The organism is Sphingorhabdus sp. EL138, assembly GCF_945890115.1.
Taxonomy (GTDB): domain Bacteria; phylum Pseudomonadota; class Alphaproteobacteria; order Sphingomonadales; family Sphingomonadaceae; genus Sphingorhabdus_B.
Genome location: NZ_CAMDCK010000008.1, coordinates 1 through 16870, shown reverse-complemented (window position 1 = coordinate 16870; position 16870 = coordinate 1). Strand labels below are relative to the sequence as shown.

The window sequence follows — 16870 nt, the reverse complement described above, 5'->3', positions numbered from 1 at the left end:
CGTTTCTGCGTGCGGCTATAGACGCGGCATGACTAGGAACATCACTGTAGCCGCGTTGCAATTGCCTTTGTCGGCAAACGAAGCCGAAAACATCGATGCCGTCAGCGACCTTGTGTCGCAGGCAGCCGACCTTGGCGCGCAAATTATCCTGCCGCCTGAATTGTTTTCCGGCCCTTATTTCTGCAAAACGCAGGAAGAAGCCCATTTCGCGCTCGCGCGGCCAACCTTGGAACATCCTGCCGTCCGGGCCATGGCTAAGCTCGCCAAGCGCCTGAATGTTGCTATCCCCGCCAGCTTCTTCGAACGCGACGGCGCGCATTTCTACAACAGCATCGCCATGATCGATGCCAATGGCGAAATCATGGGTGTGTATCGCAAGAGCCATATTCCCGACGGCCCCGGCTATCAGGAGAAATATTATTTCCGTCCCGGCAATACGGGGTTCAAGGTGTGGGACGTCTTCGGCACGCGCATTGGTGTCGGCATCTGCTGGGACCAATGGTACCCCGAATGTGCGCGGGCGATGGCATTGATGGGCGCTGAATTGTTATTCTACCCCACAGCCATCGGTGCAGAGCCGCAGGATGCGACATTGGACACGCGGCACATGTGGCGGCGGGCGATGATTGGCCATGCCGTGTCGAACTGTATGCCCGTGATTGCGGCCAATAGGGTCGGCAGCGAAGATGACCACGGACAGGCAGCGCAAAAATTCTACGGCACCAGCTTCATCGCCAATGAATGGGGCGATGTGGTCTGCGACCTGGACGACGCTGAAACCGGCATATTAGTGTCGACCTTTGACCTCGACCAAGCCCGCGCGCACCGCGCCAGCATGGGCTTCTTCCGCGACCGCAGGCCCGCATTATACACCCGCTTGGCCCAGGATATTTGATCTGTCGCATCTCTATCTTATTGGCATAGGTTCAAATCAGCCACATCCCGTCATTGGCGCACCAAACCGCATCATCCCGCAGGCAATAGCTGCGCTGGAGATGGATGACATTGATGTGTTCGCACATTCGGCCATCATTCAGTCAAGCCCGATGGGGCCATCGTCACGCCGCTTTGCCAATGCCGCGGCGATAGTGGCAACCGCACTTGATCCGCCTGCCCTGCTTGCCCGCCTGCATGAAATCGAAAGTCATTTCGGACGCGTCCGTCGCGGCCAAAGCTGGCGCGCGCGGGTGTTGGACCTCGACATTCTTTTATGGTCCGGCGGCATGTGGGCCGACAGCAATCCAGCACTTTCCATTCCGCATCCGGGCCTGCGGTCACGCGGCTTTGTCCTCACACCTGCCGCGATGATTGCCCCTGATTGGCGCGACCCCGTGTCGGGCCTTAACATTCGTCACCTGCAATCGCGATTAAACCGACCAAAGGCGCTTGACCGTACCCCCCACCGCCATTAGGGGGGGCGCTCTCCTTTGAACCCATGATAGTTCAAAGCGGGGGCCCTTAGCTCAGTCGGTAGAGCAACTGACTTTTAATCAGTAGGTCGCTGGTTCGAACCCAGCAGGGCTCACCATATATTTCAATGACTTAATACCATACCCTTCGGGGACATGGAAATTTATGTTGGAAAAAGGTTTCACCTAGGTTTCACCGTTGCATTGCAGGCGTTCAGCACGCTGCCCAGCCGGTTCGTGAACTTACCCCCCTACCCCCTTCAAAAACCTACCTAACGAGACCCTACCGGGGTCGCACCCCCTTATTCTGGCTGATGGGACCCACAGTTCCTTCTTACATATTATTCTACTCGTTCAGTTGGCTGCATTTTATTTTACAGCTATTCTAATCAGCCGATCAAACTTGGGCGATGCCTAAAATCCTCAAGGAACTCTGAACCAGGTTCAACCGCGCTAACCATCAGCCGGTCTCTGGGGCGGGTGCAGGCGACGTAAAGCAGGTGGCGTTCTGATTCATACACCGACTCCATCTCAGCCATATCGCCAATAGCGGCGATGCGCTCCCCATCCGGTATAACGTCATCGTCGCAGGCCATCACGACGACGCCCCTGAATTCCAGCCCCTTGGCATCATGCATTGCAGTGATTGTGACACCGTTTGGGCCGTCATAATCCAGTCCCGCCGCGTCAGCAGCAGACCGTGCACGCGACAATTGCCGTTGCGAACGTACTAAAATCGCAAGGTCGCCTCGTTCCATCCCATCAGCTAAACAGGTCCTCAAGTAACCCGCCACCATTTCGATCTCTTCGCCCTCGTTAGCAGCCAAAATTATTTGTGGGTCTGGGCCATCGAATACCGAGACAGTTCCTCGCCGACCTTCCTCGACCCCATCTACGTCCACAATTACCGATGGTAACAACCTATCGGCAGTAGAGCGGATTTGATGCGACGTGCGGTAATTAACCTTCAGGCTGTGGCCCCTACCCCGTATATCGATACCTAAGCTAATCCAACTGAACGGCAGGTGGAAAATCCGTTGACCTTGATCGCCGGTGAAGAAGATAGCCTCTTTATCCAGCTTGCCGATAGCAGCCAAAAAGCGCGCCTGGGCTACAGACAGGTCCTGCGCTTCGTCCACCACAACATGAGAAAACAACAGCCGCCCATTCTTTTCGACTAACCATTCGGCCAGCCGCGCATAGAGTTGCGACCAGGTGGTAACGTTGCGCTCTGTCAGCCGCTGTTGGACAAAGGTAAACACCTGCCAGGCAGCTTCACGTTGCACTGGACCTAGCCGGGTGCGGCGCCCCAACCTGGGTATTTGAGCATATGCAGAGCCTTCAGTGACATTCCACGCGTCAACAAGTTCCGTCCATTCTTCAAAAAGAAATTGCGGGGTGAAATTAGTGCCTAGGCTTATATCCTGCGCAGCCTTGATCGCTGCCCGCACTTGCGAAGCGGTTGCCATGGTGGGTTGGCCAAATTGGCGGGTGTAAATTTCGAAAGCCGCCTGGTCCAACGCTGCCACGGTAACTAAGTCGCGCAATTCCGGTTCTGATTGCGCTAGAATATCACGTTTCTTTGCTAAGGCAGAGGCCAACGGCTTTGAAAATGTCGTCAGTAATACGCCCGTGCCTCGCGATTTGGCCAGAAATGCTGCACGATGCAAAGCTACGATAGTTTTGCCGGTGCCCGCACTGCCGCTAATCCGTGCTGGGCCTGACCAATTACGTTCTACTAGAGCACGTTGGGCGGGGTGCAGGAAAACGGCCCATTTCTCGAAAGGCTGGTCAAGAGCCGCCTTCAGTTCCTCTAGGTTCTCCACAACACGGAAACGGCGCTGGGCATCCGGATGGGCAAAAGGATCTGCGCCAGGCAACTTAACAGCAACATGATCCTCGATCTTGCCCCCAGTGGCATGATCCAGCAATGCCTCTGCTGCTTCAGCGGGCAGCTTATCCAGCAAGTCGAACAGGCCGTCTTCAGGCGTAGCCCTAACGATATCTAGCCATTCGCGCGGAACACCCACGTCGAGCATCTGGTCATCGGTCAGGTTAGCGAAGGGCTGATGGGAGGGTTTTGCTAACGGAATAGTCGTAGGCACTTGCGGTGCAGGTTGCGCAACAGGGACAGGTACAACCTCATCGGCAACAACGGGCACTTCGACAAACTGCATCGCGCCTGTGCGCTCATGGGCCACTACCCGCTTGCGTTCCGCCCAGCGATACGCTGCGTCATGGTGATCGACATAAGCCAACAGTGTGGTTTCTGCGTCTTTGAATAAGACTATCCGAATATCGCCGCTAACTCGGACCGACCAAAATCCAGGCGATTTTTCAATGCGGTGCAATTGCAGCCCATTGCCACGCGGATCCATTTGGAGATCGAAAGCCGTCAGCTTGGCCTGTTTCTGCTCAGGGGCAGATAACTTGCCTAATGCGTCAGTAAAGGTGGATGCATAGAGGAGCGTCATGTCTTTTTCCGTTTACCCTTCCGCTTTTTTGAGCGACGTTTCGTTGCACTACCAGCTTTTGTGAACTTCCTTTCAATCATCACTTCGCGAGGTGCAAAAATCTCAAAATCAAAGTAAGATAGAAGGTTGCCCTTCAGGTAGACAGTGTCCTTAGCGAATGGGTGTGGCACTCTCCATGCAGTTGAAAAACGAACTGATTTCTCCTTTGGATCGAGCGCAGAATGCACAACATAGTATATTCGGCTGGCCTCGCCGATATGCCTGATGGTCTTTCTCTTGACGATGCATCGGTCCCAGCCATCCTTGGTTAACTCTAAAAGCTCACTTGCGTAGTCTTCAGTCAGTTCTTCCGGCATCAGCAGTATTGATAACAAATCCTCAGGATCATCCCGCGATGTCGCCGCGGTCGATAGGGATGTATCAGTCTTTGCTGACTGGTTCGATTTGCTACCACTCGAAGCCACAAAATCCGTGCAAGGATGCTTCGGCCAAGGTGGACCAATGTCGTCGAAGAAAACCCTACTTCCAGAGGCGTTTTGGTAAAAGAAAACTAATGCTCCGCATTCAGGGCAGCGAGCATTAGGTACTGTAAAGCTCGGAATGGTGCCGTCCGTTTTCCCACTAGCTTTTCTCGGAGAAACTCCGAACAAGTCTCTCCGTTCGGTAGATCCGTCCATAGAAGGTCCGGCCGATGAGTAACCCCATGTGTCCCTATCTACTCTATGGCCACTCACCCAAAAAGTCGTACCGTTGCTGTTTGTACGATAATGTCCTGAGCGGCGATAGCGTCCCAAGTTATACCTCCAACACCTTCATCACCTCATCCCCCAGGTGATTGACGACCTTCACAGCCACACGACCGCTGGCTGGGCGCTCGAATGGACGTGATCGGGTGCGCTTCAGGCTCTCCCAGGCGTCTTCGTCGATTTCCGCCTTCAGTGTCGTTCTGAGCGCCTTGTAAGGGTCGTTCGCGCCCGGGAAGTACGCATGACGCACAAAGAAGCTTTCATAATCATAATCAGTGTCCAGGAACCACACGGCTATGTCATCGGCATTGGCGCTCACAATTTCGCCCGCCTTGTACATGTCAACGCCCTGCACCTCGATAGAGATACGGCCATCGTCCTCCTCATGCACCACCACATCGGGTTCACCGAATACAGTGAACAGGTTGCCAGCCCCTGTATTGGCCAAGTCGGGCATGTGCAGGTCGGGGTTCATGCGGGCCTTCAAAACAGCCAGAGATCCCATATTGTCCATTTCGCTAGCGTGGGCATCAAAGTTGAACGCAGCCGCGATCAGCATGTCAAAACCTGCCTCGGCCGCTTCACGTGCGGCAGCGGTCAAGTCAGAGCGAGAGACTGTGCCATATTCTGGACCAATGAGAATCGCAGCGCGCCTCTGTGGGACGGTATCGTCATCGGCAGCTTCGTCCGCGCTCTTTTGACGCACCATTCCTTCAGCACAGATAAATTGGCCGGGCCAACCCTTCAGCGAGGTGAACACCAGCCGGTCGACCTTATGCGACTGCTGCACACCGGACTTCTTAAGGTTGTCCAGCACCATATTAGTGAAGTTGCCACTTTCGCCTCCATCGCCGAGCTTCTCGCGCTTGCCACCGGTTGCTTCCATCTCATCGAAAAGGCTATCGTCGAAGTCCACGGCTGGTACGCGGTGAGGAGATAGACTTTCTACGGTGAATGGTCCGGCGACCCTTACGCGCGCATTGTCGGTGTAAGGCTGATCGTAAAGATATTCAGAATCCGCCTTGGCAGCGATGCTGGCGTCGATCTCCTTCTGGCGGTCGATGCGGTCGCGCCACCAGTAAGAAAGCCAGTTTTCCGGGCCATCATCAGCAGTATAGAACCCATCTTGCGCTTCGTTCTGCGAGATCTTCTGGCGGTGTTCGTCAGTCAGCACTTGCGGGATTTCCCATTCCTGCCAGGTAGTCCCTAGCGCTTGGTTTATCTTATGACGTAGATCCTCAAGGCCAGGCTGATACTGCTCCCAGATGGTGTCTATCTCGGCGTTGTTAGCTATAGATTTGAGCGTGATATGTGGCACCCGTTTGTAGACAAACCCCTGCCGCACCCTGCCAAAAGTCTGCCCATCGCGCGGGACGGAGCGGGTGACTTCGCCTTCTTTCAACTGGCCATCCTTGCTGTCCGCTAATAAATACCAAGGATAACGCGCACCCATCAGCCTAGCACGGGCCAGCGCCATTGCGACGCGGCTGGTGTCAATCGTTATCCAGCGGCGGCCCCATTGTTCGGCGACATAGGCTGTAGTACCCGAGCCACAAGTGGGATCAAGCACAAGGTCACCGGGATCGGTAGTCATCAAAATGCAGCGTTGGACGACAAATTCACTGGTTTCGACAATGTAACGTTTGTCTCGTGCTCCTGCAGTATCCGTCCAAGTCATATTCAGCTTGGTAGTATCGTCATCCGATAACTTCATCACATACCGAAGATACTGACCTTCCGGTTCAAGCCGGTTTGCCTTAATCAAACGTTCTAGTTTTTCGGGGCCAGAAGGATAACACTGCCCGCCCCCAGGCAGCCAACGCTTTCCTCGAAAGTCAACGGCATATACATCCTTTGCACTGAAAGACGGCGGCCACATTGACACAAGACGAAATGGGTCGCCTTCAGGGTTCTGCTCGAGTTCTTGCTTTGAAAATTTTCTGCGAGATACTTCGTCGGCTTCTCGCCAGTTCCAATGGAAGTCACCAACAATATCGATCTTTTTAAAAAGACGTCTAAATTTTGTACGATCTTTATTTTTACCGAACCATATTATGTAGTCACCCATTCGTTCCAGATAGGTAGCTCCAAGTGGCATGGTTTTCTTTCGGAACCAGATCATTCCGATAAAGTTATCTTCCCCAAACACTTCATCCATTAACGCCCGAACGCGATGAACATTTTCCTCCCCAATCTGAACAAATACAGACCCGCTCTCTGTTAGCAGGTCGCGCGCCACTGTCAGGCGGTCGCGCAGATAAGTGAGGTAGGAATGGATCCCGTCACGCCAGGTGTCGCGGAACGCCTTCACCTGTTCCGGCTCACGTGTTAGATGATCTGCTTTGCTTTCGTGAACTTTTGTATCTGTTGTCGACCACTGGAAGTTGGAGTTGAATTTGATACCATAGGGTGGATCGATAAAGATGCTCTGCACACTGCCCTTCAGCCCCTCACGTTCAGCCAAGCTAGCCATTACCTTCAGCCCGTCGCCCAGAATCATCCGATTCGACCAGTGCTGCTCGTGGGCATAGAATTCGGTCTTCGCGTCGGGCGGAATGCCGTTGAAATCAGCAAACAGGTCCGCCATCGGTTCTGGCTCTGCCTTACGTGCGGCCGAACGCTTCAGGTCTTCGATGATCGCCTTTGGGTGGATCTTCTCTTGGATATAGAGTGGTGGTGCCTCCACTACTAGGTCGGACCAGTCGGCCATATCCTTGCCACGCCACACCAACTGCGGATCAAGATCAGGGTTGCGACGTTCGTAAGCGACCTGGATCGGCCGCTTCATTTCCTTGCTGACAAAGGCTTCCAGTTCCGCCGTCGGCGCATTCAGGCGCGTCGCGTCTTCATGGGTCAGTGTGTCGATGGAGAGCGGTTTCTTGGCCATTATTGGGCTGCCTTCAGGAAAATACGGTAGGGTCGTGTTGCGGTTGAGAGGATGCCGCCGGTCATGCTTCACGCGCTTTCAGCACGGTATCCAGCCACTGGGTGACAGTATCGTCCAGTTCAGTCTGCATGGTCCACACATTGGTGAATTCGGCAAACGCCCAGCGGCCATGGCGACCTAAATTATTCACGCCGGGGACCCAATAGGTTTCCATGGTGCTGGCCTTTTCCTTCGCGTCTTCACCGCGATAGCCCTTCACCTCGACCACCAGGTTGAGAGGATCGTCAAGGCCGTTCCCATCATCCACCTTCACGATGAAATCAGGCCGATAGCGGCGCACCTCTCCCATAAAATTATATGGCACTTCAAAACCCATCGCGTGGTTCTTTACATAAGCCAGAACTTTGGGATGCTTTTCTACCACGCGGCAGAATTCGCCCTCCCAGTCGCTGTCCAGTACGCAATAGTTGATATGGCACTTGTCGGGCTGTGTCTCGACGCGCGGCTTGGATGTTATGAAGCTGACGTGGCGACTGGACCCTTCGCGGTTGAAGGCATCGAGGATCACCTTGACATTGCCATTATCGATCGTGGCGCGGACAAGGGCAGCATGAATGCGCTGACCCGCCATATCTGCGATCACTTGATAAAGCACTTGAGCGGGATGGGTCTGGCCGACACATGTCAGGTAGTTTTCCATCCATTCTCGCACGATGCGTTTCAACTGCGGGAATAGTTGGAGTTGCGGGGGTTGGCCAGCCTCGGTGAAGTACCTCTTGAGGATATGATCGGTAAGCGTGAACAGGATAGTGGACATCCGCTCACTGGCCAAATGTTCTAACGTCATATCGACGGCTTCACCAACTATGCCAGAGTTCTTGGTTTCCGATGCTCCGACTAGATTTGGGTCAAGTTGCAGACGACTGTTTTCGGTGAATTCGGCCCGCAGGACATCCTGAGGCAGTTCGGTGCGGTAGCCCTCGACCCGGGGGAAACGTATCTCAAGTGCGTCGCGATCGGGGCTGATAGCGTGGACGTGAACTGTATCCACCGGCTTGTGTGGCTTCGATGGCACCGCCTGGGCAGTGAAGTCGAAAGGTATGCCAAAAATATCGGCATACTCGGCCGCGAAGCGCCCATCGGCTTGCAGAGTATAGCTTTGCCGACGAAGCGCGCGGCCGATCACCTGCTCGCACAAGAGTTGCGTACCGAACGCCCTGATACCAAGGACATGGGTCACTGTGTTGGCGTCCCAGCCTTCGGTCAGCATTGAGACAGAAACAACGCAGCGAACGCCTTCACCCAACCTGTCAGGCTTGCCAACAGTGTTCATAACTTCACGCAGCAACTGCTCGTCGCTAATCTTCTGCGCTGCTTGTACGTCGCCGGTGCGCTGGATCATTTCGGCTCGGAACCGTTCAATTTCCTCGGCGGCTGCTTCACGGAACTCTTTGCTTATGGCCTCGCCGCTGTCCAACTGTTCGCTGTCGATGAGCAGCGTGCGCATCCGGGGTTTGGCAACGCCATTGGGGTCGAAGTTGCGGAACAGTTCACACCGCCCGGCGATTTGTTGGATAGAACCATCTGGCCCTTCAATCTCATAACCAGCGACATAGTCGTGAACCAGTTTGGATGTCGTCGTGTTGTTGCATACCACAATGAAGACCGGATCAACGCCGATGTTCGCCTCCCGCCAAAGGTCGACAGTCTTCTCGTAGTGCCCATAGAGCGCGTCGATGGCCGTCAGCAGTTCGGGCGGCAGCTTCTGCGGGTCCATAACGCCGGATTGCGATCGCCCTTTCTTGGGCAGCTTCTTACCGACATGGTCCCATAAATTGCGGAACATGGGCATATCGCTCTGCGGCACGTTATCGATAATTGGCACGCGGGGAAGCTTCACAATGCCGCACTCAATGGCATCCATCAGATTGAAGTCGCTTACCGCCCAGCCAAACAGCGTGCCTTCGCGGTAGCCAGAACCCTTTAAGAAGAACGGCGTAGCCGACAGGTCATAAACCATGCGGACACCCAACTCGCGTTTTATTGTCTCGATGCCGGAAATCCAAAGCCGGGCGGCTTCGTTATTCTTCTTAGCCTCTTCTAGAGCGTCGCCAGTTAGCTTTTCTTCTTCGCTCTGCTGGCGCTCACGATAACAGTGGTGCGCCTCGTCGTTTATGATGCAGATGTTTTTAATGCCCATCAGGCCGCCAGCAATGCGGCGTACCATAGCACCGTCAGTCTCAGGCTTTTCTTCGGTCTGCAAAGCAGCCTGCTGCACCTTATTCAGCGGAACTTCGGCGCGACGCTTAAATGCATGATAGTTAGCAATTACGATCTTGGCCTTACCCAGATCACCCAGCATGTCGTCGGGTACGATTTCGCGGCTCTTGTAATAGCTATCCGGATCGTTGGGCTGGAGGACACGCAGGCGGTCTTTGATGGTCAGGCCAGGGGCGATCAGAAGGAAACCCGTCGTGAACTTCTTGCTATTAGGGTGCCGAACCGCATTCAACGTCTGCCATGCGATTAGCATCGCCATTACTGTTGTTTTGCCTGCGCCCGTCGCCAGCTTCAGCGCCATGCGGATTAGTTCGGGATTGGCTTCCTTGTTAGCCCGTTCAAGAAATTCCCAGAAGCGCTTGCCCTGGGCGGATGACTTCGGCGCAACTTCGGTCATCCAAATGACTGTCTCGGCCGCTTCAACCTGACAAAAGAATGGCCGCTGGTTTTGGAATTCATGATGGCGCCAATGTCCAAGCAGCCGCGCGGTTGTAGGGGAAACCTGCCACTGGCTCTCAGGAAGCTGGCGCCAACTTTCTACAGCGGAACGAATACCGTTGATGGACTCGATCGGGTTGTAGCGCTCGCTGTCATTTCCATCGGCGAAGAGACTAGTATCAACGTCCCCCTTGCCTTTATTCTTCTTCGACGGGGGGATTGGCGAAACTAGGTCGCTACGCCGCCGCTGGTCGATGATTATGTTGGTCGGCTGCCCAGACTTGCTGAGTTCCCAGTGCTGGCCGGGTTGGTCATATGGTGAGTTGAGAATCGGATCTTCAAAGAATTGCTGGCCCATCCGACGTGTTTGACAATTAAACTCTCACAATAGCAACAGTCTCTTGTCGTCCAGAGAGATGATGGCGAATTTTTCTGCCTTTTTACATCTGCCCAAAAATGGGAAGTTATAGTTTCGGTTTGCGGCCGACCCACCTGCGACCGGAAGCAATGCCAAGGCGGAACGCTACGTCCTCTAATAGTCTTAGCTCAACTGCAATAAGACGGTCTTGTTCGCGCTTTTGTTTAGTTGCCAAGCCGTCTTTGTAGGCCCAGTGCGCCTTGCCGCATCGTATAGTGGAGCGCCGTCGGGCGCCGTGGACATGGCATACCCGGCAGCCCATATTGGCGTTCGCAAGCCGAAAACAACGGACGCCAGTGCTCTTTGCCTTCGCGGTGCAACGCGCTGCCCGTCCTGATAGTATCGTTTTCAAAGGCATTTTATCCCCCAGAAGGTCCGAAGGACGACGAGAAGTTGCAAAAAACCTTCACCTCATGGTTGAAGGGCTGGGCCATCACAGCACCCCATGCTTCTTTGCAAAGTCCATAGCCACGTCGGCGATGCGCAGTGCATCACGGCAGATTTGTTCTGAACCCGATGTCCCGTTCCTAACCGCACCATATTCGTCCCTGATTGACCTCGCTGTAACCGCCAGCACATTATCGCAGTCGTCAAGAAGCCTAAAGACGGACGATTTAATTGACGCCACGAATGCATCTACATCCTGCCGCGGGATACCTTCAACGTGCAGCGCTTCAATTGCTGGGATAAGGTTCTCGCCAAGCTCCGTAGCAATAACACCTGGGATCTTTTTCAACCGCTGCGCCTTGTCTTCCGGTGTGCAACCCACCAGCACATAGGGATTACGACGACTTGGTTTTGTCCACAGATAGGCTTCAAGCCCCAAAACGACCCGAAGTTCATGCTCAATATTTTTGCGGCTCTCACGGACTTTATAGGCGCTGATCCGGTCAAATGGGCGACTGGTTAACCGCTCCTGCATAGCGTTGCGGAATATACCCCTTGCACCCAGCTTAGAAGGCGACGGCATCCGCCCACCGGTGAGGTGGTTAGGTTGTTTTGGGGGTTTAGTTCCGCCCACTTTACTATTTATAATCATACTCTTTCTCCTTTTACTTTCTTAAGAATAAGCCAAAGATAACCCCCTAAACCACCTAACCCCCTATTGGGTGGTAGCCCTGGAAACTGCTGCGACATGCTCAAGGCGCCAAACTAACTGCCCACCACGCGTGCCTGTCGAGATGAACTTTTTACCGCCCACCACGCGATCCTGATGCTTTGAGAGCCAGTTACCAAGCCGCCTGCCGTTAATATGCTGCCCATCTTTGGCCACTGCGTGCAGGGCGTCCCTGAATTCTGGGTGCTTCAGTTTTTTCGCGAAGATACCAGTGCCAGCTTCCACCATTTCTGCCGCCAGTGCAGTGAGTTGGCCTGTGGTGACACCATTCTGGCCGTTCACGCGATCCCATTGGGTCATCATCAGCTTTATCTGGGCGAGTTCAGGGTCTGCTTTGCGGACCTTATCCATGGTGTCACAAGGATCGGCACAGTCGAGCCAAAGAAGCGCACTGCGGACCAAATTCGACCAGTCAGCGAAGGAACCTAGCGGGGCCACCTGAAACGGACGCCCGGCTACATGATAGGCACGAAGGATGGTAAGAGCGGCAGCAACAAACTCCCCCCGGCTATTTTTGACAACCTTCACAGGGTCGAATGCAAACTTCCTCAGTTCAGGCCGTTCAACGCCGGGATCAAGCTGACAAAGCAACGCGCGGCGCCCCATGTCTCCGATGAAGGTCAAATTGTTTCCTGTAGCCGTGAACAATGCAGCGGTAGACACTTCTATCATCATCGACTTACCTAACGGGCGCACCTTTAAGCTGGGCTGGGTAATCGCCTGACACAAAAACTCTCCTCCAAGCGGCGTTTCGCAGTTGTCGATGGCAACGCACCCGTCACCTTCAAGCAACATTGAACCCAGCCGCTTCTCGAGTTCTTCAGCGGTCTTACCTTGAGCAATAGGAGCAGCTTCCCGGCCAGTGCGCAGAATGCTGGCAAGATCGGCAAGTATACTCTTCCCAGACCCTGCCGTCGGTGCAGAAAACCCATGTAGAGGAGCACTACTTAGTGCCATCCGACAAACCGAGGTCAACATCGCAGATAAGGCTACTGCTTCGTCAGGGTCTGTCAGAAACGGAAAGCTGCTGAGCGGCGCCTTCAGCTTAGTCAACGCTGCTAGCGCTTCTGCCTTTGTCGGTGACTGCGCAATAACTGGCAGAGTTGTACTACCGGGCGAATACAGTAGCCCAGTGCTGGCATCGTATCCCTTTACAGTAAGCAGGCTTCCGTCGGGCCGTATCGTGGGTATGTCGATTACACCCGTCAAAGGTGGCAACTTCCATTTACCCCCCCTCGCCATGTATGTTTGAGCAACTATTGTCGGGCAGTTAACCTTGGTCTCTCTCTCTTTTTCTAACTTCATCCAGTCAGCTATCGACGTAAATGCTTCGATCAACTCTGCTTCACCAACATCAAAAACCCGGACGCGTCCGTTAAGCATGTCGCAAACCTTGGCACTGGGAATAATGCCTATCCGAACGATCCTGCCGCCCGCCTGATAGTAACCAACGTCAGCATCAATTAAAGACTGCTCGGCTTGGTCTGCCATGTTGGCAAGGTCGCCACCTACAATCTTAATCTTGGGCCGGTTGCTGGTGGAAAGTGTCTTGTTTCCAAATATCGAACCGCCGGGCGGAAGGACATAGCGCTGCCTTGCCCTGCTAATGGCGCGCGTGGCCGCACGGGTAGGATCAGACTGATCGGCTATATGGGCACAACCCGCATTCGCTGGGTTTAAAAGCACGCCCAATATTTCTTCATCGCCGTAGCCGTCGTCGACCATTTGGCACGCGATGCCGTAAGCCCAGCTTGAACGGTCGGGCACCCGGAAGTGCTTGTCTGGGTCATCCAACATGGTCGACAACGTCGCGATGCTTCCGCGCTTAAGGTCGGCACTTTCAAGCAGCGTCAAGTTGCTCGGTACCGCAATGGCTACCTTGGGAGATGGTTTCGGCTTAGCAGCTTCATGGCCCCAAGCTGCCTCAAGTTCGTCGAGTGTATAAGTCAGGTTGAGGTCTTGGCTTAGCACACACGATAGGATTTCAGCACAGCCGCGTTCAAGCTTTTTTTGATTTGGGTAGTTTACTGTACCCGGCAACCGAAGCAGACGCTCGATGTTGTGGCAGTTGTCTCCGCCCCACTGCGACGCAATTGACCTGTTGACTGCTTCAACGCGATCGAAGTCCTTTGAGCCGTCCGTTAAAAACCAGATTGGCTGAATGCCATTACCGCTGTCTTTTAAGAGGGTTGGTGGAGTGGTACAGTTTAACAAGGCACTGACTACGGCAGCCTTATTGAAGGGCGAGCCATCCTTCGGGGGATCGAGATCGGCATATACAAACCGCGCCGAGGTGATATCGGCCTTTGTCGGCTTGATAGTTACGCCCGCGTGGCACCTGTTGCCTGTATAGTACAGCCCCCTCCCCTGCGCGTTTTGATCCACAGCCCAGTTCGTCGCAGCTTCCACATCGCTACCGAAGTACTTGCCTGATATAGCCCCGTCAGGCGTTATGGCAGCCAGATGTATGTCCGTTTGAACAACGCCAGAGAGAAAGTTCTCAATCACGTCTTGGCTGGGTTGCAGTTGTTTACTGGCAGTCTGCATTGCAGGCCTCCCGTGAGACGCGGTGCGGCATCGCGACGAGGCTAAACCTCACTTTAGGCGAAGGGTCGAGTAGATGCGCGAATTGAACCAATGGGTGGGTCATGGTTGCTGACCTGCCAGCCAGGCGCGAATATCACCCACGCGCCAAGCCGTTACGCCCGCGCCTAGTTTAAAGGGTTGTGGCGCCCTCCCGGTCTTGACGTACCGCCACCAAGTTGAGCGCGAACACGGCACCAATGGACCTACGATCTGCGTAATACGCACGAAGGCAGTATCCGAAAGCTGACCGAAGTCGAACGTCGGCCTGCCCGACTTTTTTGATGAAACCAGCTTGACCACTATGAATCCCCACGAGATTGAATTTATCCCGCTGATGCCTAGCTTGGCTTCAAGCTGCAAAGGGTCATGATCACGCTACGCGTAGCGTGATTATTCTGATGACCATTTAGAAACCCAGTTTACATAGGTTCGAAATTCTGCAGACTTAAATTGGTTATAAAGATCCCTAGCCGCTTCTTTATTACTCCTGTAACGATCTCGGTTCGCAAGGTAGTAATCTCGCGCAAGGCTTTTGACTTCATTCCTTTTTTTGTGGCGTTCGCTTACACGTTTCGTTGCAGATACCGATCTATCAGCAGCGCTTGCTTTATCCAGAAGTTGGCGAACATACAGACCAGGCAGACCCTTGAAGTGCTCGTCGAGTATATCCTCGTGCCAGGGAGGTAGCAGCTTCACTGTGTCCTTCGGAGGATTACTTGACCGCTTCACCATCTAGGCCGCCTCAACGGTTTGCTGACCTGGTTGATGCAGCCGATCAATACGATCCGCTACATCCTGCAAGACCTTGGCATGCTCGGTCTCATACCTACTTTTGTTGTAGCCGGCGACTAGCTGGCCCCCAAGGTTCGCATGTCCGAGTATGACAGACACGACGTGTGGCGCAGCACCCGTTTCGCCCGCCAGTGTGGCCGTCGTTCGACGCAGTGCGTGTGCAGACCACGCGTCAACACCAGATTTTTTAAAGTGGGCTTTGAGCCAACGGTCCCAGTTATCGAGCTTCCCGCCTTTCTGACCGACAAAAACCATATCTCCTGGCGCAATGTCATCACCATTACCTGCCAACTCCCGGCGTGATAGTTCTGCAGCCTTAATTTCTTCCAGTAGCAATAGTGCTTGTCGGGATAACGGGATGGACATCGCTCTCTTGGGCGTCACCCTTCGCTTCGTTTGCAGCCGCGTGTCCTTTCGCGCCTCCCCGGGTATTGTCCAGATAGCATTCGCGACATCAAACTGCCCCCACGTTGCGTTGCTGGCTTCATTAAGACGCACACCTGTTAGCAAAATCATCCGGCAGCAGCGTCCATAGGGATCGGTAAATGTCGGTAGAAGGCTGGCAAGATCATCTTCCGTTAAAACTCTTTGCTTGGGCGCGTCTTGCATTGGCTTTTCAATATCAAACACGCCCTGCATCAGCCCGCGCTTTTGCGCCCACTTTACAAGAGGCTTAACGTAACCAACCGCCCGTGCAGCCGCAACTTTTGCACTATACGCATCAACAGCACGCTGCAGGTCAGATGAAGTAATGTCTTTTGCGGGACGCTTAAGGTGGACAGCAAGAACCTGCTTGATCCGCTTGGTCTGCTCGGCCTTACTTTTTAAACCTGCGCCATTTCCATCGGCAAAGTATGCGTCGATAACTGCTTCGAACGTTCCAATACCCAATTTCGCTGAAACGGCCCTCGAGCGCTGCTCGCGCTTTTCCGCTGTAGGGTCACCACCATCGTTTATTTGTTGGCGTAACATTGCGGCTTTCTTTCGGGCATCGGCAAGACCCAGTTCCTTACCCACGTCAAAGCGCCGCATTACGCCATTTGCTCGGATGTTAAGTGACCAAGTCTTCGAACCTGAAGGTGTCACCCTCAAACGCAAACCAGCAACAGCGCCATCGACTAATTCTATAGTCTTCGTGGGATCAGGTTTTATCTTAGCGAACGCAACAGCCGTCAGCGCAGGAACTCGTTTTGCCATGCTTCATCTCAAAAGGTTTCACCTAGGTTTCATAGTGAGTGAGATTGGATGACACAAGGTGCAACAGCATGCTTTATAAAAATGTATTATTTTCAATGTTTATATGCTGTATACAGCTATTGTGAATGCAGATGACATTCAGTGAAACATTTATCCCAACTGACTTTTAATCAGTAGGTCGCTGGTTCGAACCCAGCAGGGCTCACCATATATTTCAATGACTTAATACCATACCCTTCGGGGACATGGAAATTTATGTGTAAGGTTGACGATCTAACGGGACATCGACTGGGAGAGATTATAGCCTTTCGCGAAGGGCTTCATAGGGTGTTTTTCCGTTGAAAGCACCGTGCGGTCGGTTGAAGTTGTAGAAGTTTTCCCATTCGATGAGCTTGGCCTCGAGATCGACGTCGCCTTTGTATGACAGGAGCTGGTAAAACTCCTGTTGGTCTGAGCGATGGGATCGCTCGACTTTGCCGTTCAGCTGTGGAGTTCCACGTTTGATGTAAGCATGGCGGATGCCCTG

At 53.7% G+C, this 16870-nt stretch carries 11 protein-coding genes and 1 tRNA gene; 3 read left to right on the top strand and 9 right to left on the bottom strand.

What is annotated here, in order from left to right; genetic code table 11:
- The first annotated feature begins 28 nt into the window (after positions 1 to 28).
- The 3 genes from aguB to Q0O07_RS05095 all read left to right on the top strand — a co-directional run bounded on the left by aguB (position 29) and on the right by Q0O07_RS05095 (position 1528).
- On the top strand, positions 29 to 895 hold the full coding sequence (gene aguB / locus Q0O07_RS05105) for an N-carbamoylputrescine amidase (protein WP_295491188.1): 867 nt from the start codon (positions 29 to 31) through the stop codon (positions 893 to 895).
- Complete coding sequence (folK, locus tag Q0O07_RS05100; protein ID WP_295491187.1) at positions 801 to 1412, top strand: 2-amino-4-hydroxy-6-hydroxymethyldihydropteridine diphosphokinase; 612 nt, start codon at positions 801 to 803, stop codon at positions 1410 to 1412. Before aguB ends, folK begins: the two co-directional genes overlap by 95 nt.
- Before the next feature lie 40 nt (positions 1413 to 1452).
- Positions 1453 to 1528 (top strand) — tRNA-Lys (locus tag Q0O07_RS05095).
- Between the two features lie 270 nt (positions 1529 to 1798).
- On the opposite strand, the gene Q0O07_RS05090 is transcribed toward Q0O07_RS05095, so the two are convergent.
- The 9 genes from Q0O07_RS05090 to Q0O07_RS05055 all read right to left on the bottom strand — a co-directional run.
- Positions 1799 to 3883, bottom strand: a complete 2085-nt coding sequence (locus Q0O07_RS05090; protein WP_295491186.1) for a 3'-5' exonuclease — start codon at positions 3881 to 3883, stop codon at positions 1799 to 1801.
- Positions 3880 to 4560, bottom strand: coding sequence for a hypothetical protein (locus tag Q0O07_RS05085; RefSeq protein ID WP_295491185.1), 681 nt, complete (start codon positions 4558 to 4560; stop codon positions 3880 to 3882). The genes Q0O07_RS05090 and Q0O07_RS05085 overlap by 4 nt, the downstream gene beginning before the upstream one ends.
- 118 nt (positions 4561 to 4678) lie before the next feature.
- Complete coding sequence (locus tag Q0O07_RS05080) at positions 4679 to 7516, bottom strand: site-specific DNA-methyltransferase (RefSeq protein WP_295491183.1); 2838 nt, start codon at positions 7514 to 7516, stop codon at positions 4679 to 4681.
- 61 nt (positions 7517 to 7577) lie between these two features.
- A complete protein-coding gene (locus tag Q0O07_RS05075) occupies positions 7578 to 10592 on the bottom strand; it encodes a BPTD_3080 family restriction endonuclease (protein ID WP_295491181.1) in 3015 nt (1004 codons plus the stop codon).
- 493 nt (positions 10593 to 11085) lie between these two features.
- Positions 11086 to 11691, bottom strand: a complete 606-nt coding sequence (locus Q0O07_RS05070; protein ID WP_295491179.1) for a hypothetical protein — start codon at positions 11689 to 11691, stop codon at positions 11086 to 11088.
- A 63-nt stretch (positions 11692 to 11754) separates the two neighbouring features.
- A complete protein-coding gene (locus tag Q0O07_RS05065) occupies positions 11755 to 14316 on the bottom strand; it encodes a hypothetical protein (RefSeq protein WP_295491177.1) in 2562 nt (853 codons plus the stop codon).
- A gap of 99 nt (positions 14317 to 14415) precedes the next feature.
- On the bottom strand, positions 14416 to 14580 hold the full coding sequence (locus tag Q0O07_RS11225) for a helix-turn-helix transcriptional regulator (RefSeq protein ID WP_367271047.1): 165 nt from the start codon (positions 14578 to 14580) through the stop codon (positions 14416 to 14418).
- A 507-nt stretch (positions 14581 to 15087) separates the two neighbouring features.
- Entirely contained in the window at positions 15088 to 16344 is a 1257-nt protein-coding gene (locus tag Q0O07_RS05060) for an integrase arm-type DNA-binding domain-containing protein (protein ID WP_295491176.1), read from the bottom strand.
- A gap of 298 nt (positions 16345 to 16642) precedes the next feature.
- Positions 16643 to 16870, bottom strand: a 228-nt coding sequence (locus Q0O07_RS05055) for an integrase core domain-containing protein (RefSeq protein WP_295491175.1), incomplete at its 5' end; no start/stop codon positions are given.